Below are 24,900 nucleotides of genomic sequence, written 5' to 3'. Positions count from 1 at the left end.
TCCCAAACAATAATTCAAACTTTGCAATAATTGCCGGTATGGAAGAAGAACATATACAGCATTTCAGTGAACAGGCGGGTGATTCGTGGGCGGCGTTGCGTAAGTTTACGGCCGCACGCATTGCTTTGGGCCGGACCGGCATTTCCGAACCGCTTGCCCATTCTCTGCAATTTAAACTGGCTCATGCGTATGCCCGCGATGCGGTATTCTCAGAAATTAATATAGATGAACTTACTAGAGATATAAATAACCAATTCGACATACCGGTATACTCCTTGCAAAGCCAGGCCGGCAACCGGCAAGAATACTTGCAGCGACCAGATTTGGGACGCAAGCTTAGTTTACAATCAGTAGAAAATTTAAAAAAAAATGTAGGGAATGCACCGGATATCGCTATTATTCTGGCCGATGGTTTATCCGCTACAGCTATTAACCAACATGCCTTACCGGTATTACAATTATTAGTACCAAACCTGCGCCAGTTAAATTGTAGTTTAGCACCGATTACCCTCGTGGAGCAAGGCCGGGTTGCCATCAGCGACGAAATAGGATATTTATTTAAGACAAAACTTGCTTTGATTTTAATCGGAGAGCGGCCGGGTTTAAGCTCCCCCGATAGCTTGGGTGCTTATTTTACATATAATCCCCAACCCGGTTTAACAGATGAATCCCGCAATTGCCTTTCCAATATCCGGCCCGCTGGTTTAACGTACCAAGAGGCTGCAAATAAATTAACTTACCTGTTACAAGAAGCTTTGCGGCTAAAACTATCCGGAGTTTTATTGAAAGATACTACTAACTTGTTATCATAATTATAAAAGCGGTTTAAAGTCACTCAAATTTTTTTTGCCTAATAACTTAGATTTAACTTAATGCTTTTTAAATAAGGTTCCAGCATGGTAGTGCCTTCAAAATTGCCGATGTACTCGCACTTGTCGCAGCTATTCCGGAAGTACAGTTCTACATAAAAATTATGCACATAATACAGTTTAATAGTAAAAACCGAAGTGTGCCGGATAGCTAAATACGTGCCCCATTTTTTTAAATAAACCATTTTTTCTAAATGGGTTAAATGGTTAAAGTCTTTTAAATTAAGCATCGTTCCGTCTGTTAAAGGCGCCTTGAATTACTGCTTTAAAGACGGAACAAAGTACCAAAATAGTTGCCACCACCCCAAGATAAAAGCAGCTATTTTACCGGGCAATTTAGGTGCTTAAGGATGCTAATTTTTAAAACTAATTACTCCGCCAGGAGCGGAATCGGGGGAAATTGTTGTAAGCTGGAATCCGGGGCAGGACGCACAGCTACATCTAAAATACTGAAGGGGTAAATATCGCGGTAAGGGGCATAGTACTTTTTACCTTTATTTCGAACAACGTACCATTCATGGTTTATTTGGCCGTGCACAAAAATGGTATCGCCAACGCGGATATTTTTAAAAATTGGATTAAATATTTTGGGGTATTTACGTAAAACAACGCCTTTTCTGCCGGCTGTGTAGGTGGCATTTATCTCCTCATAACCGGTAGGGTGCTCGTAAGCAGTAGCTTTTAAAAGAGGGGTGCAGCCGGTAAAACAGGTTAAAGTAAAAAGCGCAAGTAAAGTTTGTTTCATTTGTTTGGATTTGATTTAGGTTTAGTGGAGGCACGTAATTAAGTTTAGGGTTTTTAAGAAACACCGGATAGTAAAAGGCTATAAAATAGCAGCACCAAGTTGCGCGGGTGCCGCAGGTATATAAATAACCTGGCTAAACACGGTATGTAGTTTAAAAATAGCTAACCCGGAAATTTTAAAATATACAACCAAAGGTGGGGTAATCGGATTCTGTTTTTTTGGCCGATAAGAAAACAGCGACCGGGCCGATAAAGGGATGGAGAAAAAAACAAATTACAAATGTCCATCCCAGGCCAATTTTGCGTTTACTGCCTAAAAAGGTTACTACCATAATAAGTGGAAACCATAAAAGTACAGAAGACATTAGCTGACAAGTATCGGATTTTGAAATTTTTATATATTACTACATAGCAAGAGCATTACCTTAAGTATTAAAATTAAAAAAGGAAAAAAGAGTTGTGTATCTGTAACCGCAGGTGTATAAATATAATAAAAGTTTTATATGATTTTAGGTTTTTAGCTTAATTATTTATTCTGATTGGTGATTTAACTTACTTAAAATCAGGATAGAATAAACCAGTAATTTTTTTTAAGATAAAGCAAATAGAATATAGCTGCCTTGCATGTTTTTGATTATTAGTTTTTTACATAATAATCTAAAAATATTTTTAAAATTAATGCATACATAATATTATTCTTATATATTTAAGTAGTACTAGACGTTACCAGAGAGGATTTGGATATTGTAAGAAACTATGGAAAGTTTAACAAAAGAACTTTTTGATACTTCGTTTTACGAGAGCTGGCAACGCCATTACCATAAATTTAAAGCTTACCTGCATCAGGATAATAATGAACCTTTCAACCCTATTATCCTCGACGAAGATTTAATCAAGTGGATAGGAATTCAAGCCCGGTTACAAAATAAACTTCCGCCGGAGTTAAGAATTAAATTAGCGGAGCTGCCTTTTAAATTTAACAGAAAAGGCGCTTTATGGGAGCTGATGTATCATCAGTTAGAAAATTTTTTTAAAATTAATGGTCACGCCCATGTACCTGCCATCCCCGAGTACGAAGCCCTGAGGGATTGGCTTTGGCGCCAGATTCAGGATAAAAAATATCTGTCGGAAGCCCGGTTTAATAAACTGAACCAGTTAGATGTTGACTGGGAAATGGCTTCTACCCGCGACCAAAGGTGGGAGCAGATGTATGCGCGGTTAAAAGAATTTTCCGCCGAATTTGGGCATAGCTTGGTGCCGCAAGACTGGAAAGCCGATCCGATGTTGGCTAACTGGGTGCGGGTGCAACGCCGCATGAAAGCCAAAGGCAAACTATTGCCCGAGCGGGAAAAAAAGTTAAACGAACTGGATTTTGTGTGGCACATTCAGGTATTATACAACTCGCAGTGGCAACAATACTACCAAGAACTGCGTCGTTTTTTCGAGAAACACGGCCACACGCGGGTACCAGGCCGGTTTAAACAACTAACCAGTTGGATTGAAAACCAAAGAACCGCGAAGAAGAATAATTTACTACCCGCCAACCGGGAACAAAAATTAAATGACCTAAACTTTATCTGGAATTTTAAAGAAGTTAAAAACAATGATTGGCAGGAAAAATACCAGCAACTTTGCGCTTTTAAAAAGCAACAAGGTCATAGTTTTGTTCCGGTAAATTATAAAGAAAACAAATCGCTGGGCACGTGGGTGGCCACCCAGCGCATGTTAGAAGCTAAAGGCAAGCTCGATCCTGTAAAAAAGAAGAAGTTAAACCAGATTGGTTTTGTTTGGAGTTCCAATACGCACCAACAACTTAAGTCGAATTACGATTCTAAATGGAACCTTAATTTTGAACGCTTAAAAATTTATCAGCAAGTATACGGTACCTGCCAGGTTTCTTTAAAAATAAACCCGGTACTGCAACGCTGGACCCGGTGGCAGCGCATTCTTTTTTGCCAGGGAAGATTATCCGAAGAGCGCATGGCGAAACTCAACGAAATCCGTTTTCCGTGGAATGTGCAGGAAGGTTACTGGATGAAGATGTACGAAGCGCTGAGCCAGTTTAAAGAACGTTATGGGCATACCCGGGTGCCTTACCATTGGGCGCCAAATCGCCAGTTGGCAGCCTGGGTTTACCGCCAAAAGCTAAATAAAGCGGAGTTATCGGCTCAAAAAATAGAACTCCTGAATATACTGGGCTTTGATTGGAGCTTAAGCCGCAAATTACTGGTTTCGTGGCACGATATGTACCAGCGCTTGCTCCAGTTTAAACAAGAGCACGGGCACACGCGCGTACCCGTAAAATGGGCTCAAGATCGTAAATTAGGTAAGTGGGTGAGCCGGATGCGGCACGAAAAAGATAAGTTACTGCCGGAGCGGGTAGGTTTGCTGGAAAAAGTAGATTTTAAATGGGGTAAACAGATAGCCAATAACAAAAACGAAGCGCAACCCGTTAAATTAAACAAACAGAAAAACCCGGAAGAATAATTAAACCTTATTAACTCCAAAAATTAAAATTTTTAAAAATTTGTTTGCAGGAAGGCTAACCCATTATAAAGGTTGGCCTTTTTGGTTTTAAAATATTACCTAAAATACCCACCGTACAGGTATTATTAATATAAGTGCCGAGAGACAAGCTAGTTTAAAGAGTTATTAGTACTTCATATACCAGCGATAGCTCACCCTAATGGCTATAAATCTAACTGTAGGAAAGGCCTTGCTGCTGATTTATGTCGTAGTACAAAGGAGTAAAATTTTCTTCTATTGCGTCGCACCCAACCTGCATCGATAGGCAACTAACGTTACCAAAAATGCTGGCAACCGCCGCATCGGCTGCATCGCGGCCGTTGGCAATTTTAACGAGGCCGTTGAGGGGGGCTAATTTGGTAGCGTCAAAAATAATCCAGTTGCCGCCAATGTACGCTTCAAAACACGCATGAAAATCTGGTGGGTTTAACTTAAAAGCATAAGCCGTAAAATAGCGGGCCGGTATAGAAAGTGCCCGGCATAAAGCAATACCCAGGTGGGCAAAATCGCGGCATACGCCTGCTCTTTCGGTAACGGTGTCATAAGCCGAAGTTTGCGAATTGGTACTGCCACTCAAATATTCTACATTCCCGTAAATCCAATCGGTTATAGCGCATACTTTTTCAAAGGCTTTGTCGTATTTCCCAAATTTACTATACGCCAGCCGCTGCAATTTATCAGACTGGGCATACCGGCTCGGGTAGAGGTAGGGAATTACATCGGCATCTAATTGCATAATCGGCGTTGTCCCAGATTCTTTTTCCAGACCGATAATTTGGTAAATGGTATCAACGATGGCTTTATAGGTTATTTTAAAAGTAAGGGGTTCCGTTACCTCTAAGCGGAGTAGCCGGTTCGCGTTTTGGCCAAAGCTAAATTCTTCTGCGCGGAGGTAAGGCTCTAACTCCAAGGTTTCTTCCAGCACGGTTTGCGTAGGGCTACGTAGCGCGTGGATGTTTAAAATTAAAGTACTGGGCTGCTGCACCTGGTATTCTAATGCACTATGCACTTGAAATTTCATGAGAGGCAAAAAGAAAAATTTTTAAAAAATTATGATTTAGCCGGTAACTGATTAAAGGCGGAGTCCATCCAATCTTCCGGAATACTATCCAGGGCAGTTTTCAGCTTCTCGGCCCACAATTCCGAAATGGCGCTTAGTTCTTTTTGCTCGTACCGGTACTCGGCCAACTGATAACTATCTTTTTTGTATAAAATCACATCAATCGGAAAATCAACATCGTTGTTGCTTACCCGCGTAGAATCGAAAGATAAAAAGCCGGCTTTTAATGATTGTTTCATGGTGCAATCGGCGTTTAAAACCCGGTTTAAAATGGCTTTGCCCTGGCCGGAATTACCAATTATCACGTAAGGCGAGCCTTCGTCTAGTTCTACCCAGTTGCCCTCGGGGTAAAGCAAAAAAAGTTTGTGTTCGGGATCATCGGCTAGCTGGCCTCCCACAATGGTATTTAAATTAAACTTAAAGCCGGCATTTTCTAAAGCAGCTTTGTCTTCGTCGGCTACTCTTTTAATTTGTTCGCCAAAAGCATTTACCGCTTTATACAATTTATTATACGTAGCTCCTTCGTCGAGCAGTTCCTGAAAATAATAAACCGCCTTATCTCTTACGGAGCGCAAGCCACTCGTCATAATAAACAAAGAGTTATTTCCTTTTTGGTAAACAAAGGTTTTTCTTTTAACGGTGGTATTCGTTCCGGCAGTAATGCGGGTATCGGCCAAGGCCACTAATCCTTCTTTTACCTTAATGCCTAAACAATATGTCATGATGTAATGCTTTTTTACTGGCGGTAAGTTACACTTTTAACGGTTTAAACTATTTAACTTTCTGCTACTTGGGCTCATTTAAATTTGATTTAATCTGATTTTTTAAAAATTTAAATTTTACAGGTTAAAATTTTAGCGGTTTGGGTAATTGCTTACTAAAATAAATCAGTTAAGTTAGCAACTAAATACTATTGTTAACGGCAACAAACAACCTGGTACTAACTGCCCTTAGATTTTTTAAAAATATAAAAGCTATTGTGCCTAAGGTAAGTTGAAATACCGCAGAATATATTTACTTTAAAGTTCGAAAATAGTAAGCGGCAGTTGCGGGTAGTTTAATCGAATAAGCCAGTTAATGCTGGGCTTTTCTTTTATGTATATTTTAATTTAAAGATACTTTGTTTCACTAATTTTTTAACCCACCATATGGCATTTCAAATAAAAAAGAAAGGCGTAGTATACGATGTAGTAATTGTAGGTTCGGGAGCGGGCGGCGGCATGGCGGCTAAAACGCTTACCGAGGCAGGTCTTAAAGTAGCTTTGCTGGAGGCCGGTCCGGATTACGACCCGGCTAATCCGGAGCAGCAAACGCAATTAAAGTGGCCGTACCAGTCGCCCCGGCGTGGAGCCGGTACTACCCGGGCTTTCGGCGATTTTGATGGTGCTTATGGGGGCTGGGAAATTGATGGGGAACCATATACCCGCGAAGGCAATACCGAGTTTGACTGGTTCCGGTCGCGGATGATCGGGGGTCGGACAAACCACTGGGGCCGGATATCTTTACGTTTCGGACCGCACGATTTTAAGCGGGGCAGCATTGATGGTTTAGGCGACGACTGGCCGATTAGCTACGATGATTTAAAACCGTACTACGACCGGGTAGATAAAATGGTAGGGGTATTTGGTACCAACGAAGGCTTACCGAACGATCCGGATGGTTTCTTTTTGCCGCCGCCCAAGCCGCGTTTGCACGAGTTAATGATTAAAAAAGCGGCGAATAGCGTTGGCATTCCGGTTATCCCATCGCGTTTATCAATGTTAACCCGGCCGGTTAATAAAGACCGGGGTTCTTGTTTCTTCTGTTCGCAGTGCGGCCGGGGTTGCTCCGTTCACGCCGACTTTGCGGCTTCTACGGTATTAGTAAAACCTGCCCGGAAAACCGGTAACGTAGATTTATACGTGAACGCCATGGCCCGCGAAGTTTTAACCGATAAAAACGGCCAGGCTACCGGGGTGTTATACACCGACAAAACCGATATGCAGGAGTACCAGGTAAACGGTAAAATAGTAATATTAGCGGCCAGTGCCTGCGAATCGGCTCGCCTTTTATTAAATTCTAAATCGGCCGCCCATCCGAACGGATTAGCTAACTCCAGCGGCGTAGTAGGTAAATACCTGCATGATTCCACCGGAGCTTCGCGCAGCGCCTTTATTCCTAAATTAATGGACCGCAAACGTTATAACGAAGATGGCGTTGGTGGAGCCCACTTATATATTCCATGGTGGCTCGAAGGCAATAAAAAAATCAACTTCTCGCGTGGTTACCACATTGAGCTGGGCGGTGGTTTAGGTATGCCATCTTACGGATTTGGTTTTGGTATGGAAAACATGAACGGCAAGTACCCCACCAAAGACGGAAAAATGAAAGCTGCCGGTGGATATGGCGCTTCTTTAAAAGACGATTATCGTCGTTTTTACGGTTCTAACGTTGGTTTTGCTGGCCGCGGCGAAAGTGTGCCCCGTGAATACAATAAGTGCGAAATCGACCCGAACGTGGTAGATAAGTATGGTATTCCGGTATTAAAGTTTACTTACAAATGGACCGACCAGGAAATTAACCAGGCCAAACACATGCAGGATACTTTCGAAGAAATTATTCATGCCATGGGCGGGGTAGCTAATGGTAAAAAACCAGGCGCCGATGAGCAATACGGTTTAGCGGCTCCGGGCCGGATTATTCACGAAGTAGGAACCACCCGTATGGGAAATAACCCGAGCAAATCGGTGCTTAACAAAAACTGCCAGGCCCACGAAGTGAAAAACCTGTTTGTGGTTGATGGCGGACCATTTGTATCACAAGCCGATAAAAACCCAACCTGGACGATCTTGGCTTTATCGATGCGGGCCTCTGAGTTTATTGTGGATCAACTTAAAAAGCAAAATATCTAACCTGGAAATAAATTTCTATAACTGTAAGCTAATATGGACAGAAGAGAATCCCTGAAATTTTTGGCGATTGGTTCGTTAGGAGCCAGTGCCTTAATAGTAGGTTGCGATAAAGATAAAAAAACCGATGAGGTAAGTACCGAAAACGTAAAAGACGAAGCGAAAAATGATCTATACGGCCGCACGCCGGAAGAAAAAGAACGCGACGCCAAGCTCATGAAAGAGCAATTCTTCACGAAAGAAGAAATGGCCACCATAACCATACTGAGCGATATTATCATTCCGGCCGACGACCGGTCGGGGAGCGCTTCGGATGCGAAAGTGCCGGAGTTTATCGAGTTTATGGCCAAAGACCAACCCAGCTACCAAACACCTTTGCGCGGCGGCTTGCGTTGGCTGGACATCAAATCAAATAAAATGTTCGAAAAGCCTTTCCGCGATGCCAGTAAAGAGCAGCAAATTCAATTAGTTGATTTAATTGCTTATCCGGATAAAGCAGCTAAAGAAAATGCGCAAGGTGTAGCCTTCTTTAATCAAATGCGTAACCTTACCGCTACCGGCTTTTTCTCCAGCAAAATCGGCATCGAAGATATTGAATACAAAGGCAATCAACCCAACGCTTGGGATGGCGTACCGGAAGACGTGCTGAAGCAATACGGTTTAGAGTACGATAAAAAGACTTTAGACGAGTGCTTGAAAAATGAAGACCGGGGTAAAATGATGACCTGGGACGCTTAATTTTTAAAATTGATGTGATTTTTATTTGTAACTTTTAAGAGGTTTGATCAGAATTTTAAAATAAAATACATCAGCAAAAGCAAAATGCCTCCGGTTATTCGGGAGGCATTTTGCTTTTATAAGACCAGGAGAAGTACTTCTTGAATCAATACCTTTTAAATTTAAATTTTTAAATTTCAATCTATGATATAGTATTTAAGTTGCATTAATACAATGTTTTATGTTTAGTGATATGAAGTAAATATACAAGTTGTGTTAAGCATTTTTACTGCTACTTATTTTAAAAACCAAGAATGAACCGGCGTAATTTTTTGCAATATGTAACTCTAGGCAGTAGCGTAGTTTTAACCAGTAGCGGATTAGTATTACCTGCTAAAACAAAGGCTAACCTTTTAGCTGCGCGGGAACTGAGGGCCGATGTAGTAATTGCTGGCGGCGGCTTAGGCGGTTGTGCAGCGGCCTTAGCTGCTTTACGCAATGGCTTAAGCGTAATTTTAACTGAAGAAACCGATTGGATTGGCGGGCAGCTAACCCAGCAAGGCGTACCTCCGGATGAGCACCCCTGGATTGAAACCCACGGGGCCACCCAACTTTACCGCGATTTCCGGACGGCTATCCGGGAGTATTACCAACAACATTACCCCTTAACCACCGAAGCTAAATCACAAAAATTCTTAAATCCCGGCGAAGGTTCCGTATCGCGGTTGGCGCATGAGCCCCGGGTAGCTTTAGCGGCTTTGTATCAGCTTTTTGCCCCATACCTAAGCAATCAAAAACTAACTCTGTTGTTAGAGCATAAAATCAGTAGGGCCGAAGTAAGCCAGCATAAAGTAAAAGCTTTGCAAGCGCAGAATTTACGGGAAAACCGCGAGCTAACGTTAATAGCGCCTTATTTTGTAGATGCTACCGAGTTGGGTGATCTGCTGCCTTTAACCAAAACAGAATTCGTTACGGGCACCGAATCACGGAGGGAAACCCGGGAACTGCACGCCCCGGAAAAAGCTAATCCGGAGAACCAGCAAGCTTTTACCATGTGCCTGGCCATGGATTATGTTCCCAATTCTAACAACCTGATAGATAAACCCGCCGAATACAACTTCTGGCGCAACTTCCAGCCCGAGATGCATTCGCCTTGGAGTGGCCGTTTGCTGGATTTAAATTATTCCGATCCGAAAACTTTAAAGCCCAAAGCTTTGGGCTTTCACCCGGAAGGAATTGCTACCGGCCAAATGCTTAATTTATGGAACTACCGGCGCATTATTTTTAAAAATAACTTTGTTCCGGGTACGTATGCCGGCGATAGCAGCATCTTAAACTGGCCCCAAAACGATTATTTTCTGGGTAACCTGATAGGTGGCACTTCCGCAGATTTTGATAAACAAGTGCAACGAGCCAAACAATTAAGTTTGTCGCTTTTTTACTGGCTGCAAACCGAAGCTCCCCGCCCGGACGGCGGGCAAGGCTGGCCGGGCTTACGGCTGCGCGGTGATTTATTGGGCACTTCGGATGGTTTAGCTAAGTACCCGTACATTCGGGAATCGCGGCGCATTAAAGCGCTGTTTACCGTGCTGGAAGAACACGTGGGTGCCGAAAACCGCGCTTTAGTCACCGGCCAAAAAGAAAATAAACTTGCCGCCAATTTTTACGACAGCGTTGGTATTGGCTATTACCACATTGATTTGCACCCCAGCAGCCAGGGCGATAACTACATCGATTTTGCTTCCTTGCCTTTTCAAATTCCCTTGGGCGCCTTGTTGCCCCAACGCATGGAAAACCTGTTGCCCGCCAACAAAAATATCGGTACCACGCATATTACCAATGGCTGTTACCGGCTGCACCCGGTAGAGTGGAGTATTGGCGAAGCCGTAGGCATGTTAACGGCTTTTGCTTTACAAAAAAAAGTGATTCCCCGCGCTGTTCGCGAAAAACTCAACTTACTGCAGGAGTTTCAAAAAACAATTCGCTCGCAAGGCATCGAAACACACTGGCCAAAATCGTAAAATTTTAAAAAATTTTGTTTTTAAATCTCTTTTGGAGAATCCGAAATAGCATTAAGAATAATAACAAAATCCATCGGAAGCTAAAGCAAGGGCTAATAGGGCTAGTTGAAAAAAATTTATATTAATCAATCCTTGCTCGTCTCTTTTCTCACAACCTGTATGCGCTTATTTACCATTTTACCTTTATCAACCCCAAGCAGCTAAACCAAAATTAGTTTAACCTCGATTGGATTTACTTTGCGAGTAAATAAGCAGGAAAGTCGGGGTGGGGGAGATTATGCTGGTTATTTGGAAACTGTTTTGCCTTTATTATCCGATTTAATTGGAGCTTTAGCCCGCCAGCTTAAGGTGGCAGCAAAGCAAGTCAGGTAAGTAAATTTGCACCATAATGTGCTAATTGGCTGGAATACGAAACAGCTTCTTAGTAAGCGCTGTCACCAAAATTTAAAATTTTAAAAAAAAAACGCCCTGTTTGCCGCTAAAAGCAAACAGGGCGTTTTGGTTGGATTAGATTATTTGTTCTGATTCAATTTCTGAAAATTGGAAGTTTTTGCTTCTGATTAACTCCGGATAAAACGGGCGGTATTATTCGCCATCTTCGTCTAAATCCAGGTCTAAGTTTAATTTGTTGAAAGTACCTCCAAAGTTGCCTTTTATGGTTTTACCATTTTCTAAATTAAGGTTGTACTCGGTGGTTATGGCTGGTAAAGCACCAGTTACTTTAATGGTGCCGCCGGTAATTTTAATATCGGCTTCTTCTTGCCAGTTATTATCACCATCGGTGTCTATCCGCACAATCGACTCGTAGAAGAAAGCTTTATTTTTGTATTTGGCTTCAATTTGCGCCGGGGTTAAATTTACGTCAGCGGCCAAGTCGTTGTATTCAAAAGTGCCGGGCTTAAAGCTATTTCCGTCCGGGGAGATAGTAGCTCCTAAAATAGCAATCTTCCCATCTTTCATACTGGTTATATCGCCATCATTCGAAAACTGCGGCGTACCATCAGTTATAAATAAAAAGTCGAGGTGGTGGGTATTGGCATTGCCGTACAATTTAATGCCGTCGCCTACGGCATAGTACCCGTTTTTAATGGTGTACTTTTGGCCATTGTACTCGGTGTTGCCGTTGGTATTAGGCGCTGCTCCGGGGTCATCATCTTCTTTGCAAGAAGTGGCGAACAAACCTATTGACAGAATAAAAGCAACTAATTTTAAATTAAATAAAGTTTTCATGGTTTTAGATTGGATTAATTGATGTGGGTGAAGGATGGAGTTGCAAAAGAAATTTTAAAAGTTTTATTTTGACTAATGGCTGATGTTTAAAGGATTAGAACTTGGCGGTAATTCCCAAACGTAAAGCCGATACGCCGTAACCTACTTCGGCAAAACCGCCTAATTTTTCGGAGAACATGTAGCGGCTACCCACGTGAATACCTAAAAATAAGCCACTGTTGTAAGGGCTATTAAAATCATTATCGTACTCGTCGTTATCGCTGTACCAAGCTGTTCTTACCCCTAACGAAGCGCCTACGTACGGGTCAAATTTGCTGTCGTTAATGTCTAAATCTTTCATTAATTCGCCTAAGTGGTAAGAGCCCCGGGCACCAAAATAAAGAAAGTTATAGTTCCAGCGGTAACCGGCCGCTTTGTAGCCGTAGCGGGCATAATCCACAAAGCCACCAATCGAGATGTTGTTTTTGTAATCTACTTCCAACGAAGCGCCAATGGGTACGCCACCTGCGGTATAAGCCGCCAAACCAATACCGGCGTTCAGGTATTTATTTTTAACGGGCGTTTGCGCCTGGGCTTGCGAGAAAGTAAATAATGCTACTAAACAGAACAGGAGTACGGAGATTTTTTTCATAATTGTTTAAATTTTGAGGTTAGGTGGTTGTTAAATTGGTTTAGGTTAGAATTTGATTGGTATTAATTTTAGCTTGTAATTTTTTATTAGTTGTTCTTGATATGACAAAGGTAATAGCACACCCCTCCGAAGTGAATAAGTGTTACTACTTAATTATTTAGGTAGTACTGCTCATATTTTAAAATTTTCTATTTTCAAGGCCCCAAACACAAAATTGCGGCTCTTTTAAAAGATATTAATTCTTTGAAAATCAAATTTTTAACTTTCTGCCGGATAAATAAAAGTAAAAAGATCCGGTTCAACTTTCCGGCAGGTTGCACATTAATTCGGTAGTTATTATTTAAATTTTTAAAATACCGGATGAGTAAAGGCCGGCTTTAGCAGCATGGTTGGTAGCTGCAGTTATCTAGATTTTACTTATATACATGAAAGCTTTATCTCGCTTTTTTAAAATTTTGTATATGCCGCGATTTACCAGAGTGGGCTTGGTTTTGGGGCTGAGTTGGGTTTTATACTTAGTAAGCTTACCTGCCTGCGTTGCCGCCGATCCAATTATTACTTTGCAGAACAAACCAAATACTTATGATATTGGCAGCGCCGTGTACTTGTTCGAAGATGCTTCGGGCAGTTTAACCTTTGACCAAATTCGGCAGCAAAATCAAAAATTTAAAAAAAGCCAGCAGGAAGCACCCGTGTATGGCCCATCTTCTTCGGCGGTGTGGTGTTGGTTTCGGGTACGTAATGCCAGTCAGGAAACTAAATGGTACTTAGAAATTGGCAGCTCGTTCTTACACGAAGTAGACTTGTACCACCAAAAAGCCAATGGTGAATTTGAATTAATTCAGACGGGAGCAGGACGCTCTTTTCAGGACCGGACCATTAAAACCAACCGGCTGATTTTGCCTTTACATTTGCCGACCAATGCCGAGCGTACTTTTTACGTGCGGTTTCGGAGCCGGAGCATTTTGCGGTTTCCATTGCGAATTGCCACCATGCCGGCACTCTACGAAGCTAACCACCGTGTAGATTTGGTAAACGGCATTTACTTTGGTTTGCTATTCGCGCTGATGATGTACAACTTATTCGTTTACTTTTCGCTGCGCGATAAAGCTTATTTATTTTATGTGTTGTTTATCTTTTCGGTAGCCGCCGATTTAGCCTGCATCCGGGGGTATTTTCTGGAGTTTTTGCCGGAACCCTTGTTGTGGTTGGTAAACACCCGTTTCTTTTTAGGCTTAGCTATTTTACTTTCTCTGTTATTTACCAACGCCATATTACAGGTCAAGCATTATTTGCCTCAGCTTTACCGGTTGCGCTGGATTATTGTAGCCTCGTTGGTGATAGTTTTACTGCTGAACCTAACCGGGTTTTATGTTTGGAGCTTTACTTGGGTGTTGCTCACTTTTATTCCTACTTATTTATACGTTTACTCGGCGGGCATCCTAATTTACCGGAAAGGCTTTAAGCCGGCTTTATATTATACCTTGGGTTTGGCGGCCCTGGGCATCGGCATTGTGATTTACATTGCTAAAGACAATAACCTACTCCCCGAAACAACTTTTACCGAAAGCAGTTTGCAGTTAGGCTCCTTTATCGAAGCCGTGGTTTTATCTTACGCGCTTACCAGTAAGTTTAACATTTACCGGCAAGAAAAAGAAGAAGTGCAGGCCAAGGCCATGCAGCAAGCCATTATTTTTTCGCAGGAGCTTATTCAATCGCAGGAACACGAACGCAAACGCATTGCCGCTGAACTACACGACAGCGTGGGACAAAGTTTAATTTTAATAAAAAACCGTTTGTTGCTGCTGCAAAAGCAAGTACATCATCCGGAAAAAGTAAAGAGCTATTCCGAGGATTTAACGGAAACCGTAGCGCACACCATCAGCGAAATCCGGGGAATTTCCTACGGTCTTCGCCCATTTCAGTTAGATATGCTGGGCCTCACGCAATCTATTAAAGGCTTAGCCGAAGAAGTGGCCGAAGCCAGCGGCATTGATGTGCGGGTAAACGCCGATTTAATTGATGGGGTATTTATGAAGGAGCAGGAAATAAATGTGTACCGCATTGTGCAGGAATGTTTAAATAACATTGTAAAACACTCCGGGGCCAGCCAAGCTCAAATTACCCTTACGCGGGCAGAACAGCTGGTAAACATTATCATTCAAGATAACGGCATAGGCATGAAATCTACCCCGACGAACTCTACTTTAAAACACGGCTTTGGCTTGCGCGGCATCCAGGAACGACTGAATATTTTAGCGGGCAATTGGACCATCTCTTCTGCCACCCCGCACGGTACCATTTTCCAGATAAACCTGCCGGTAAAGGCCGCTTCTGTATTAGTTTAAATTTTAAAAATTTAAAAAATTTTATGAAGTACGATGGAGTTATTTGTTAAAAAAACTAAAACCATATTCCGCTGGTGTCTTACTAGCTGGTTCCGCCATTCCAAAAGAATCAAATCAATTACCTGTTGGTGAGTTTTCTCCGGAATGACAGAGATAAGCCAGATAACTTATACCGCATGCAATGTTCTTAACTTCATCAGCAGCTACAGAATTTTAAAATTTTAAAATCCAGGTATGTAAAGAACGGGTTGTTACTGGTAACAACCCGTTCTTTTTGTATCAAGATAAAATTTCGGTGGTAGCAAAAGAAGGTTGTTCCACTCCCCGGATTAACCGTTGGTCGCCGGCAAGCCAGACAATATCGCCTAACTGAAAAATAGTAGTTGGGGCCGGGTTCAGGATTCGTTCGCCGTTGCGCTCGATGCCCACAATTAAACCATGGGTTTTTTCGCGGATGTGCGAATCCCGGATAGTTAATCCCAAGTACGGAAACTTTTTATCTACTATTAACTGGCGTAACCCCACTGCAGCCTGGGTAGCCGTAGGGTCTTCGGGTGGCATGCTTACTTCAATAAAGGGTTTAAACTGGCTAAGTTGCTCATCCGTGCCTATAACCGTAATTTTATCCGCCGGAAACAAACGTTCCCTGCCTTCCGGAATGGGAATAGTCAGCCGGCCTCGTTCAATTTGGGCAATGCTTACCCCAAATTTCTCCCGGATACCCAGTTCAATCAAAGTTTTACCCACAAAATCCGATTCAGGGCTTACTACAAAATGCGCGAGGTGCGCATCCCAGGGCAAAAGTTTATTTGTGGGTTCTTCGGCTTCGCGCGCATTTAAGTTAGAAATAAAACGTTGTTCAATGCGTTCGTAAGTTTTGCGTAACCGTTGCCGGAATAAAGGAAAAATAACCCCAATTAAAATAATGGCCATGAGCAAGGCTACCCGGATGGAGTACAACTGGTCCAGCATAAAACCTACCAGCAGCAAAGCCAGCACAATACGGGCTATTTCCAGGGCAACCAACGGCCCCCGGGAGTATATTTTATCTTGCCACAACCGGGAGTAAGCCCGGTTTCTTATTCTTTTAATAGCTAAGGCGTAAATAAACGGCCCCATTACCGACAACGAGATAATAGCGGCCGCCAAACGTCCCCAAGGTTCTACCGGAATAGCATTGGTGATAAAAGGCACCAGAAAATTGGTGGTGAGCAAAATAATACTGATCAGTACCACCGAGTTGGTAATAATGGGCTGCGCGAAAGAACGCAAAACTACTTGCCAGTCGCTTACGCTGCTGATGGTCTGCGCATCGGAACTGTAATTAATCAGGAATTTTTTCCAGCTTTCGGGTAATTTTTTTTCTAACCAATTGTAAAACGGCTCGGAAAAACGAATCAGGAAAGGCGTGGTAAAGGTAGTAATAGCCGAAACCGCCACGGCAATGGGGTACAAAAAGTCGCTGGTTACTTTTAAGGTTAAACCTAAAGTAGCTATGATAAAAGAAAACTCCCCGATTTGCGCCAGACTCAATCCGGTTTGAATAGATTGTTTTAAAGGTTGTCCGGAGGCTAGCGCACCTAACCCGCTGGTAATAGCTTTGCCAAAAATAGTGATGAAAGTTATAATGACTACCGGACCCGCGTATTCCAGCAGCATTTTAGGGTCGATCAGCATGCCCACTGATACAAAGAAAACTGCGCCAAAAAGCTCTTTTACCGATTTGGTCAGGTGTTCAATCTTTTCGGCATAAATGGTTTCGGCCAGAATAGAGCCCATAATAAATGCGCCTAAAGCCGGTGAAAAGCCCGCATTGGTAGCCAGTATAACCATTAATAAACAAAGGGCCACCGAAATAACCAACAGGGTTTCTTCGTTCATTAATTTCTTGGCTTTTCTTAAAAAAGTAGGAACCAGGTAAATGCCCCCTAAAAACCACACAGAAAGGAAAAAAGCCAGCTTTACTACCGAATTTAACATGGCAGTTCCGCCAAACTGTTGGCTCACTGCTACCGTAGAAAGTAACACCAGCAACAATATAGCTACTAAATCTTCTACTACCAGAATACCAAATACAATACTCGCAAACTTCTGGCTTTTAACTCCCAGCTCATCAAAAGCCCGGATAATTATGGTAGTGGAGGAGATAGATAAAATGCCCCCCAGAAAAACACTGTCCATAAACGACCAACCTAGTAATTGACCGGTAATGTAGCCGAGTAAGAGCATGCCCACTACTTCGGTAACGGCCGTAATAGAAGCCGTGCCACCTACTTTGGCTAATTTTTTAAAACTGAACTCCAGGCCGAGGCTAAAGAGAAGAAAAATAACGCCGATCTCGGCCCAAATCTGAATAGATTCTACTTCGGCAATAGAAGGAAGATACGGAAAGTTGGGGCCGACCAGTAAACCCGCAATAATGTAACCTAATACTAAGGGTTGTTTTAACCATTTAAACAGGAGCGTAGTTGCTCCCGCCACTCCCAAAATAAAAGCTAAGTCTATAATAAGTTGAGGTACGTGTATCATATAAAGTAAATATTTAAAAATAGCCTTTACAGTAAAAAGCTATAGACTACCGGGGTAAAAGCTACAACAGAAAAAATAAAAAAATAAGTAGCTACGCCAGCGTAAGTACAACGGAGATTAATATGCCGGCAAGATGTGCCGGGGTTAAATAAAGGCGAAAAGCTAAGGAGCGTTCGGCTGAACAAAATCGGAAAAAATGCGGGTAATTACATTTTCAGCGGGAGCGCCAACCAGGAGCAATGCTTTGGAAAGTAGCCGGTAAAACTGCTGAAAAATAAAAAAATGGCCCGGCGCCGCCAGCTTAAACGTGGCCAAGGGCAACTTAACACAAAAATGAGGAAAAGGTAAGATCGCATCCAGGGCGTTTCGTCTTTTCGCTATTTTGGCAGCAACTACGAGGGTTGCATTTTTGGGGGATAAGCTAAAATTTGCTTGGTGCAGCGTTTTAGAAGCCGCCGGAATAACCGGGAAGGCAGCCGGAGCCTGATTAAAAACCAACGCAAAAGCCCACAGCAAAACTACAACAATCGTAAATTGTCGAAATACAGGATAATTATATTTCGGGGTAGTTTTATACATGCCGTAGGCAAAGTTAAAATTTTCTTTTTCGCTATCAAATGGATAAGCCCTTGAAGCAGGTTTAAACAAGGCACTTAATACTTGCTGCGCCAGCACAACCTTATTGCCCGAAGATCAATTGTTAGTCTAAAAGGAAGATCATACATTATATTATTATTAAATAATTGTAGTAAAACTAGGTAAACCGCTACTTTTGCAACGCAATGAGCAACCCTGTTTATCCAAGTCCAGTAACCCCACCCTGAGTTTCTATATTCTCTTTTTAAACTTTTGCTATTTATCTGGCTAAGCATAGCCTCGTATTTTTTTAAAAATATCTAATTTAGGATGAAGCCTTTTTTCCGGTTGTTTGACTTTTCTCAAAAAATTAATTACAAAAACGAAATTCTGGCAGGTTTAACGGTGGCCATGACCATGATGCCCGAGTCGTTGTCTTTTGCTATCCTGGCCGGGTTCCCGCCCTTAGTTGGATTACATGCCGCATTTATTATGGGTTTAATAACCGCTGTTTTTGGCGGAAGGCCGGGCTTAATATCGGGAGGGGCCGGAGCTACGGCGGTGGTATTAATTGCGCTCATGCAATCGCATGGCATCGAATACGTTTTTGCCGCGGTGGCATTGGCCGGGGTAATTCAAATCTTGGTGGGAATATTTAAGCTGGGTAAATTTATTCGTCTGGTACCGCAACCCGTTATGTTCGGGTTTGTTAATGGTTTGGCCGTTATTATTTTTATGGCCCAGCTACAGCAATTTAAAACGGTTGTTAACGGCCATTTAACCTGGATGAGTGGTCAACCGTTGCTCATAATGGCCGGTTTAGTTGCTTTAACCATTGCTATCGTTATCTTTTTCCCGCGAATCACCAAAGCCGTTCCGTCGTCTTTAGCCGCTATTATCGTGGTGTTTTTGTTGGTATTGGGTTTCGATATTGATACCCGAACGGTAAAAGATATCGCCTCGGTAAGCGGTGGGTTTCCCCCTTTTCATATACCCCAGGTGCCTTTGTCGTTGGATACCCTGAACGTAATTTTTCCTTACGCCCTCATAATGGCCGGGGTAGGTTTAACCGAAGGCTTGCTGACTTTAAACCTGGTTGACGAAATTACTACCAGCCGCGGCAACAGTAACCGGGAATGTTTGGCCCAGGGAGGTGCCAATATTTTAAATGGATTTTTTTACGGAATGGGTGGCTGCCCCATGATTGCGCAAACCTTAGTAAACCTATCGGCCGGAGCCAGAGCGCGGCTGTCGGGGATTATAGCGGCTCTTACCATCTTGGTAATTATTCTTATTGGCGCCCCTGTAATAGAAAGAGTTCCAATGGCGGCCTTAACCGGGGTAATGATTATGGTGGCCATAGGTACCTTCGAATGGATGAGCCTGCGTATTATTAATAAAATGCCCCAACAGGATGTATTTGTAGGAATATTGGTGGCTGCCATTACAATTTGGCTGCATAATTTAGCCCTCGCGGTTTTGATAGGTGTCATTATTTCGGCGCTGGTGTTTGCCTGGGATAGCGCCAAGCGAATCCGGGCCAGAAAATTTGTAGATGGTAATGGGGTGAAGCACTACGAAATTTACGGGCCACTTTTCTTTGGTTCGGTTACCGCTTTTAACGAAAAGTTTGAGATTGCTACTGACCCGAAAGAAGTAATTGTTGACTTTAAGGATTGTCGGGTAGCCGATATGTCGGGCATTGAAGCCCTGAACAAACTGACAGAGCGTTACCACCAGGTAGGTAAAAAACTACATCTCCGGCATTTAAGCGAAGATTGTCGTTTGTTATTAAAAAATGCGGAATCGGTAATAGACGTAAATATTTTAGAAGATCCCATCTACCACGTTGCCGCCGATAAATAAATCCTCGAAAGTACCATTAAAATCAACAGCAGGTATATTGGATTTTAGTAAATGGTAGAAAAGTAAGTCTCTGGATTAAACAACTATAAATCAAATAAGTAGAGCTTAAAAGTTGTAGAAACCTGGATATTTTAATTGACCGTGTAATTGCTCGTTGAACATAACTCCGGGGCAGCCAGTTCACCACGTTTTTACTGCGGGATAGCAGCGCTAACAATAAAGGCATTTACATATTCTGCTATTTAAAGTATTTACCTTTTATAAAAAGTTAAAAAATACAATTTTTAAAAAAATTAGCCGATACGGTTTTGCATACGTGTACTTAGCAAGACCATGAGCTAGTAGCGCTACTTTGGTTAGGATTCTCCAATCGAGCAACTATGGCAAGCTTGTTTTAACTGTTCACCTTTATAATGTTTTTCAAAAAACTCATCGCACCAGAGGCAAATGTTCTTTAGTTCGGCGGTACGTGCTTTGGCATGCGCCTCGGTGATGCCGATACTTTCTCCCATAGCTAAAGGGTTTCCCTCATTTATCTTTTGCCAGATTTCAGATTTAGAGACTCGCTGCAAAACATCTGATACTTTTTCGGTACGGGCGTCTCCCAGGGGAACTTTGGTGCCGGGGCAACAAGGATTGATTTTCCAAAGCTGAATGGATATTTCCTGCGGGATATCCGGGGCGCCGGTTAAAAAGCCTTTCCCACCCGAAAGAATCGCACAAAAATTATGATCTGGATCTTGTTTCCAAAGACCTTTTTGAAAAGCCCGGCCGCGCGCCCAGTTTCCGCCTAACCACATATCAATGGTGGCACCCCAATAACCCCAACTAGCTTTATGGTGAGTAAGGTAGGTTTCTTTGCTAACGAGTGGGTCATGGTCATCGCCATTTACGCCACGGCTGGCAAATATATCGGCCAACTCTATCAGGCGGCTACCAGCGTGTTTGTGATACCGGTCAATACTGGCTATGTCGAAGCGGGTAACCCCTTTTTCGAGTAAAGTATCCAGGATTTGTTCATTCAGTAAGTCGCCGTTGGTTTGCAGCATAATTTGCACGCGCCCCTGGTAACGCTCCTGTAAACGATCTAGGATTTGGTAAAGCAGTTTTTTATCGGCCAAAGGCTCGCCGCCGGAAAGAATCAGCCGGTCCATGTGGTCCGGCAGATTTTGAATAATGGCCATGCATTCTTCTTCCGAAATGCGCTCGCCCCGGGGTCCGGAGTTGTTGTAGCAATGGTCACATTCGTCGTTGCACAATTGAGTAAAAACCCAGTACACCGATTCGATATGGTTAAAGTCTTGCGTCATGATTACTATATAATGTTTTGTTCCTGAGCCTGCCAAAAGGCAAGTTCTTCCCGGACACCCGTTACCGGATCAGCCATAAAAGCAGCTTTGGAAGCATAAATTTGAAACTTGCCGGCCACCATATAGGCATACTGATCTCCAACCAGCAAGGCTTCTTTTACATCATGCGTTACAAACAAAGCCGTAATTTTAAAATTTTTAGCTAACCGTAAAAAAAAGGTTTGCATGGTCGCGCGCGTCTGTGCATCCAGGTTACCAAAGGGTTCATCCAATAATAATACTCGTGGTAAAAAGATAATGGCCCGGCCAAAAGAAACCCGTTGGCGCTGACCACCGGAAAGCTGATGCGGCATTCTCCGGGCGTGTTCCTGTAGTTCTAATTCCTCCAACATACGCGATACCTTTTGCTGCACAGCAATTTCGGTTTCTTTACGAACACGCAAACCATAGGCAAGGTTCTCAAAAACCGTTAAGTGCGGAAACAACAACGGTTCCTGGAACAGGTAAACCATTTCCCGGTTACGGGCGGGTACGGCGTCCATGTTTTGTCCGGCCCAACTAACGATACCCGTTTCGGCCGGGAGCAAACCCGCAATAACTTTAAGCAAAGTGGTTTTACCGCAACCAGATCGACCCAGCACCGCTAGAACCTGCCCCAGCGGTAACTCCAGCGAAACCTGGTCCAGCACCGGGTGGTGCGCATACGTTTTAGTTAAGTTGTTTACTTGCAGCATTAAATTCCTCTAAAGATAAATTTTTTGTTGAACCACAATAATAAGGCGGGTGGCAGCATGATGAGCAAGGAAGCCAAAGCAGCATAGAAGATATTGGCTTCGTTCACGTATTTAAACACCAATATGGTAAGGGTTTTAACTTTTCCCAAACCGATAAATTGCGTTAAGCCATATTCAAACCAGGAAATTAAAAATGTTTGAAAAAAACACATAAGCAGGAGGGGTTTGGCCAATGGCAGCAGGATGTGCCGTAAAGTATAGCCCGCCGGAGCGCCCAAGGTTAAAGATTGCTGTTCGAGTTGTAGTACCTGATTATTCCAGAAGCTTTGAAATAAAATAACCGCGTACGGAAAAGCCAGAATGAGCTGCCCCAATAATACCCCGATTACTTCGCCGCTCATGTTGGTTAACAGAAAAAAACGTTGTACCAGTATGGCTAGCACCACGGGAGCCAACACGAAGGGCCAGTAAGCCAGCAGCAACCATCGGTTTTTATGTTTGGCCCACGAAATTTCCTTACTAACCACAAACCCCATCAGGGTAGATAAAAAAGCAACTCCCAAACCTAAAATCAGCGAAAGAAACAACCCTATCTGGAGTTCCCCTTGTTTTACGAATAGTTGCTGCCAGTTGTCCAGGGTAAAATGTTGCGGCAAGATATCCGGGTAAAACCACCTTTGGCCCAGCGATAGCATTCCGAAAAACAGGTACGGCAGCAAAATGGCGGCCATGGGGGTTGACAGCAGTATTTTCCTAAACATGGCGGCGTACATTTTTAAAAAAAAGTAAAAGTAAGAGCAGCACCAAGCCGGTAAAAGCTACACTAATGGCATAACCCTGTGGAATATCGAGCAGGTTAAAGCGCTGAAATTTTTGTACCGCCAATACGGCTACCATTTGGTGTTGCTGGCTACCAATGAGCAGCGGGATTTCGTAAGAACCCAAAATAAAAATAAAATAAAGCAGCAAGTTAGGAGCTGCCGTTTTTAAAAGAATGGGCAAGGCTACGTGTTGCAGAAAATAAGATTTACCGGCTCCCAGGTTTTCGGAAACTGCTTTTAGTTTATGAAGATCCTGCTCCTGGTAAATAACGTGAAATAACAAAGTTAAAAAAGGTACGGCCATGCCTACATGCGCCAGAATAATCCCAAAGCCTAAGGAGTCATGAACCAGGTTTGGGAAATCTTGTAAGTCTACTATCCAACCGGCTTGATACGCTATCCGGGAAAGTAATCCGGATTTAGTAAGCAGTTCGAATACCAGGAAACCCATAATCATGGCCGGAATGGTTAACGGCAGGAATAATAAGTAGCTAAGCGCACCCTGGTCCAGACTTTTTTTAAAATATAAAGATAAAAACAAGGCCAAAGCAGTAGCGATACTAATGGCCACCAAAGCAATGTATATACTGTAAGCCAACGAATGCAGCAAAGCACCGCTCCCTAATATCTGGCGCCAATGTTCAAGGGTAAAACCAGTGGCCAGCACCCCGGTTAAGCCGAAGCTGTTGGCTAAGCCATACATTAGTCCTCCAGCCACGGGTAACGCTGCCAGCAACAAGAACAAGAAGCGCCAGTAAAAACCAGTTGTTTTCTTAGTTATGCTCAATTACTTCTGTTCTGAAATCATCATACAAGCGGATCATGTATTCGGGAGCCAGTTCTTCGAAAGCCCGGTCTTGTATTTTAGTGCGATCAGGGGCTTGCCGGCGGGCGGGAATATTTTTAAATTTTTGTCTCCATTCTCCGGGTAGTTTCGATACGTTTAGGATGGTACCGTCGCCCCAAACTTCCGGACTGGCTTTTTGGTACTGTGCCTCCGGCGACTGCAGAAAATTGATGACTACTAAGGCGCCGGGCAAATTGCCGGCTTGTTTCATAATGCCCAAGTAATGCGTGTTTTGAATAGTACCCGGCTCGGGAACGTAGGCCCGGGACTCCGGCGGAAACACGCCTTGCAAAATTTTGTTGTCTACCTCGGCATCGTTGTTACTGAAAGTAAAATTTACTTCTCCGTTGGCGTAAAGCTGGTGCAGTTGCGCGAGCGAAGCCGGGAAAGTCTGGCCTTGTTTCCAGAAGTAGGGTTTAAGGCGGTTCAGCTTTTGCCATAGTTGTTGGCTGTACTTTGTATATTTGGCGGCATCAAACTTTCCGGCTAGTTCTTCTTTTCCGGCCAAGGCAATCAGCCAAGATTTTAATAAAGTCATGCCGGTAAACTCATTGGGTATGGTAAAGGTGCCGGGATTATTTTGGATGTACGTTTCTAAAGCGCTGAAGGAAGCAGGTGGTTGCGGTACTTTAGCAGTATGGTAAATAAAAGCTAATTGTACATTTCCCCAAGGCGCTTCCATGCCTTTAACGGGCTGTTGAAAGTCGCGGGCAATAAACGGGCTTTGCCAGTTCACGAATTGATTGCTGGGTAGCCGCTCAGTAAATGGGCCGTTAAGCGCATCGAGCTGCCGTAGTTGGTAAAAGGTTTCGCCGTTTATCCAGATCACGTCGATTTCACTCGTTTTTTTTCCGGTCTCTTTTTCAGCCAGGGCAAGCCCCACAATGTCTTTCCCCTGACCGGATGAAATATCGAGCGTAATGTTGTATTGTTCCTGTAGCTTTGGTTTAACATAATCCTCCATGTACTTATTAATGAGCGGATCGCCTTGCCACATCATCATTTGTACGGTAGTGCCCTTAGCCGCTTGTTCTATGTTGAACCAGTTTGCCTCTGCTAGGTCTAATTGTTCCAGCTGACCATTATTGTTTCCGCAACTGCTGAAAAGTAAGGATAGAATCAGGGCAGAAGTAGTGAGGTATTTAAATTTCATGCGCTTTAGGTAAGTTATTCGTTGCCTTTT

The 24,900-nt window shown here is 43.1% G+C and carries 20 protein-coding genes; 7 read left to right on the top strand and 13 right to left on the bottom strand.

The genetic code is table 11. The features are described 5' to 3' along the window. Window positions 1–38: 38 nt before the first annotated feature. Entirely contained in the window at window positions 39–812 is a 774-nt protein-coding gene (gene eutC, locus HUW51_RS22120; RefSeq protein WP_185271774.1) for an ethanolamine ammonia-lyase subunit EutC, read from the top strand. A gap of 38 nt (window positions 813–850) precedes the next feature. Here the strand turns inward: eutC and HUW51_RS22115 are convergent, their stop codons facing one another. Then, window positions 851–1,099, bottom strand: coding sequence for a hypothetical protein (locus tag HUW51_RS22115; protein ID WP_185271773.1), 249 nt, complete (start codon window positions 1,097–1,099; stop codon window positions 851–853). 140 nt (window positions 1,100–1,239) lie between these two features. Next, a complete protein-coding gene (locus HUW51_RS22110; protein ID WP_185271772.1) occupies window positions 1,240–1,614 on the bottom strand; it encodes an SH3 domain-containing protein in 375 nt (124 codons plus the stop codon). A 755-nt stretch (window positions 1,615–2,369) separates the two neighbouring features. Between HUW51_RS22110 and HUW51_RS22105 the strand changes: the two genes are divergently transcribed. After that, entirely contained in the window at window positions 2,370–4,100 is a 1,731-nt protein-coding gene (locus HUW51_RS22105) for a helicase associated domain-containing protein (RefSeq protein ID WP_185271771.1), read from the top strand. Between the two features lie 211 nt (window positions 4,101–4,311). On the opposite strand, the gene HUW51_RS22100 is transcribed toward HUW51_RS22105, so the two are convergent. Both HUW51_RS22100 and HUW51_RS22095 read right to left on the bottom strand, forming a co-directional pair. Beyond that, window positions 4,312–5,160 carry a transglutaminase-like domain-containing protein gene (locus HUW51_RS22100; RefSeq protein WP_185271770.1) on the bottom strand — a complete coding sequence of 283 codons (849 nt, stop codon included), beginning with the start codon at window positions 5,158–5,160 and terminating at the stop codon, window positions 4,312–4,314. Between the two features lie 29 nt (window positions 5,161–5,189). Beyond that, entirely contained in the window at window positions 5,190–5,921 is a 732-nt protein-coding gene (locus HUW51_RS22095) for a peptidase (RefSeq protein WP_185271769.1), read from the bottom strand. 426 nt (window positions 5,922–6,347) lie between these two features. On the opposite strand from HUW51_RS22095, the gene HUW51_RS22090 reads away from it, so the two are divergent. The 3 genes from HUW51_RS22090 (at window position 6,348) to HUW51_RS22080 (ending at window position 10,825) form a co-directional block, all read left to right on the top strand. Next, window positions 6,348–8,090: a GMC family oxidoreductase gene (locus HUW51_RS22090; protein WP_185271768.1), complete on the top strand. Its 1,743-nt coding sequence runs from the start codon at window positions 6,348–6,350 to the stop codon at window positions 8,088–8,090. A gap of 33 nt (window positions 8,091–8,123) precedes the next feature. Further along, window positions 8,124–8,825, top strand: coding sequence for a gluconate 2-dehydrogenase subunit 3 family protein (locus tag HUW51_RS22085; RefSeq protein ID WP_185271767.1), 702 nt, complete (start codon window positions 8,124–8,126; stop codon window positions 8,823–8,825). Window positions 8,826–9,118: 293 nt separating this feature from the next. Continuing rightward, the gene (locus HUW51_RS22080) at window positions 9,119–10,825 is read left to right on the top strand and encodes an FAD-dependent oxidoreductase (protein ID WP_185271766.1); all 1,707 of its coding nucleotides are present in this window, start codon (window positions 9,119–9,121) and stop codon (window positions 10,823–10,825) included. A 585-nt stretch (window positions 10,826–11,410) separates the two neighbouring features. Here HUW51_RS22080 and HUW51_RS22075 read toward each other — a convergent pair. Together HUW51_RS22075 and HUW51_RS22070 are read right to left on the bottom strand one after the other, a co-directional pair. Beyond that, on the bottom strand, window positions 11,411–12,055 hold the full coding sequence (locus HUW51_RS22075; RefSeq protein WP_185271765.1) for a hypothetical protein: 645 nt from the start codon (window positions 12,053–12,055) through the stop codon (window positions 11,411–11,413). Window positions 12,056–12,149: 94 nt separating this feature from the next. Further along, complete coding sequence (locus HUW51_RS22070) at window positions 12,150–12,686, bottom strand: porin family protein (RefSeq protein ID WP_185271764.1); 537 nt, start codon at window positions 12,684–12,686, stop codon at window positions 12,150–12,152. 461 nt (window positions 12,687–13,147) lie between these two features. Here HUW51_RS22070 and HUW51_RS22065 point away from each other — a divergent pair, with 461 nt between their 5' ends. Beyond that, window positions 13,148–15,034, top strand: a complete 1,887-nt coding sequence (locus HUW51_RS22065) for a sensor histidine kinase (RefSeq protein ID WP_185271763.1) — start codon at window positions 13,148–13,150, stop codon at window positions 15,032–15,034. A gap of 279 nt (window positions 15,035–15,313) precedes the next feature. Here the strand turns inward: HUW51_RS22065 and HUW51_RS22060 are convergent, their stop codons facing one another. Together HUW51_RS22060 and HUW51_RS22055 are read right to left on the bottom strand one after the other, a co-directional pair. Further along, window positions 15,314–17,563, bottom strand: coding sequence for a cation:proton antiporter domain-containing protein (locus HUW51_RS22060; RefSeq protein WP_185271762.1), 2,250 nt, complete (start codon window positions 17,561–17,563; stop codon window positions 15,314–15,316). A 162-nt stretch (window positions 17,564–17,725) separates the two neighbouring features. Continuing rightward, window positions 17,726–18,238 (bottom strand): hypothetical protein, encoded by a 513-nt coding sequence (locus HUW51_RS22055; RefSeq protein ID WP_185271761.1) that lies wholly within the window; start codon window positions 18,236–18,238, stop codon window positions 17,726–17,728. A 231-nt stretch (window positions 18,239–18,469) separates the two neighbouring features. Here HUW51_RS22055 and HUW51_RS22050 point away from each other — a divergent pair, with 231 nt between their 5' ends. Next, window positions 18,470–20,005, top strand: a complete 1,536-nt coding sequence (locus HUW51_RS22050) for a SulP family inorganic anion transporter (protein WP_185271760.1) — start codon at window positions 18,470–18,472, stop codon at window positions 20,003–20,005. A gap of 356 nt (window positions 20,006–20,361) precedes the next feature. On the opposite strand, the gene HUW51_RS22045 is transcribed toward HUW51_RS22050, so the two are convergent. Genes HUW51_RS22045 through HUW51_RS22025 form a run of 5 tightly spaced genes read right to left on the bottom strand, consistent with a single transcriptional unit; the run spans window position 20,362 to window position 24,870 of the window. After that, window positions 20,362–21,315, bottom strand: coding sequence for a radical SAM protein (locus tag HUW51_RS22045; protein ID WP_185271759.1), 954 nt, complete (start codon window positions 21,313–21,315; stop codon window positions 20,362–20,364). A 5-nt stretch (window positions 21,316–21,320) separates the two neighbouring features. After that, the gene (locus HUW51_RS22040; RefSeq protein WP_185271758.1) at window positions 21,321–22,049 is read right to left on the bottom strand and encodes an ABC transporter ATP-binding protein; all 729 of its coding nucleotides are present in this window, start codon (window positions 22,047–22,049) and stop codon (window positions 21,321–21,323) included. Continuing rightward, on the bottom strand, window positions 22,049–22,810 hold the full coding sequence (locus HUW51_RS22035) for an ABC transporter permease (RefSeq protein WP_185271757.1): 762 nt from the start codon (window positions 22,808–22,810) through the stop codon (window positions 22,049–22,051). Before HUW51_RS22035 ends, HUW51_RS22040 begins: the two co-directional genes overlap by 1 nt. Further along, window positions 22,803–23,657, bottom strand: a complete 855-nt coding sequence (locus tag HUW51_RS22030) for an ABC transporter permease subunit (RefSeq protein WP_185271756.1) — start codon at window positions 23,655–23,657, stop codon at window positions 22,803–22,805. Before HUW51_RS22030 ends, HUW51_RS22035 begins: the two co-directional genes overlap by 8 nt. After that, a complete protein-coding gene (locus HUW51_RS22025; RefSeq protein ID WP_185271755.1) occupies window positions 23,644–24,870 on the bottom strand; it encodes an ABC transporter substrate-binding protein in 1,227 nt (408 codons plus the stop codon). Before HUW51_RS22025 ends, HUW51_RS22030 begins: the two co-directional genes overlap by 14 nt. Window positions 24,871–24,900: the final 30 nt, after the last annotated feature.

The organism is Adhaeribacter swui (genome assembly GCF_014217805.1).
GTDB lineage: Bacteria > Bacteroidota > Bacteroidia > Cytophagales > Hymenobacteraceae > Adhaeribacter > Adhaeribacter swui.
This window is presented reverse-complemented; position numbering and strand designations above follow the sequence as displayed.

Excerpts from the sequence above, each read along its gene's own strand:
- eutC (WP_185271774.1), top strand. The coding sequence starts at position 39 with ATGGAAGAAGAACATATACAGCATTTCAGTGAACAGGCGGGTGATTCG.
- HUW51_RS22115 (WP_185271773.1), bottom strand. The coding sequence starts at position 1,099 with ATGCTTAATTTAAAAGACTTTAACCATTTAACCCATTTAGAAAAAATG.
- HUW51_RS22110 (WP_185271772.1), bottom strand. The coding sequence starts at position 1,614 with ATGAAACAAACTTTACTTGCGCTTTTTACTTTAACCTGTTTTACCGGC.
- HUW51_RS22105 (WP_185271771.1), top strand. The coding sequence starts at position 2,370 with ATGGAAAGTTTAACAAAAGAACTTTTTGATACTTCGTTTTACGAGAGC.
- HUW51_RS22100 (WP_185271770.1), bottom strand. The coding sequence starts at position 5,160 with ATGAAATTTCAAGTGCATAGTGCATTAGAATACCAGGTGCAGCAGCCC.
- HUW51_RS22095 (WP_185271769.1), bottom strand. The coding sequence starts at position 5,921 with ATGACATATTGTTTAGGCATTAAGGTAAAAGAAGGATTAGTGGCCTTG.
- HUW51_RS22090 (WP_185271768.1), top strand. The coding sequence starts at position 6,348 with ATGGCATTTCAAATAAAAAAGAAAGGCGTAGTATACGATGTAGTAATT.
- HUW51_RS22085 (WP_185271767.1), top strand. The coding sequence starts at position 8,124 with ATGGACAGAAGAGAATCCCTGAAATTTTTGGCGATTGGTTCGTTAGGA.
- HUW51_RS22080 (WP_185271766.1), top strand. The coding sequence starts at position 9,119 with ATGAACCGGCGTAATTTTTTGCAATATGTAACTCTAGGCAGTAGCGTA.
- HUW51_RS22075 (WP_185271765.1), bottom strand. The coding sequence starts at position 12,055 with ATGAAAACTTTATTTAATTTAAAATTAGTTGCTTTTATTCTGTCAATA.
- HUW51_RS22070 (WP_185271764.1), bottom strand. The coding sequence starts at position 12,686 with ATGAAAAAAATCTCCGTACTCCTGTTCTGTTTAGTAGCATTATTTACT.
- HUW51_RS22065 (WP_185271763.1), top strand. The coding sequence starts at position 13,148 with ATGCCGCGATTTACCAGAGTGGGCTTGGTTTTGGGGCTGAGTTGGGTT.
- HUW51_RS22060 (WP_185271762.1), bottom strand. The coding sequence starts at position 17,563 with ATGATACACGTACCTCAACTTATTATAGACTTAGCTTTTATTTTGGGA.
- HUW51_RS22050 (WP_185271760.1), top strand. The coding sequence starts at position 18,470 with ATGAAGCCTTTTTTCCGGTTGTTTGACTTTTCTCAAAAAATTAATTAC.
- HUW51_RS22045 (WP_185271759.1), bottom strand. The coding sequence starts at position 21,315 with ATGACGCAAGACTTTAACCATATCGAATCGGTGTACTGGGTTTTTACT.
- HUW51_RS22040 (WP_185271758.1), bottom strand. The coding sequence starts at position 22,049 with ATGCTGCAAGTAAACAACTTAACTAAAACGTATGCGCACCACCCGGTG.
- HUW51_RS22035 (WP_185271757.1), bottom strand. The coding sequence starts at position 22,810 with ATGTTTAGGAAAATACTGCTGTCAACCCCCATGGCCGCCATTTTGCTG.
- HUW51_RS22025 (WP_185271755.1), bottom strand. The coding sequence starts at position 24,870 with ATGAAATTTAAATACCTCACTACTTCTGCCCTGATTCTATCCTTACTT.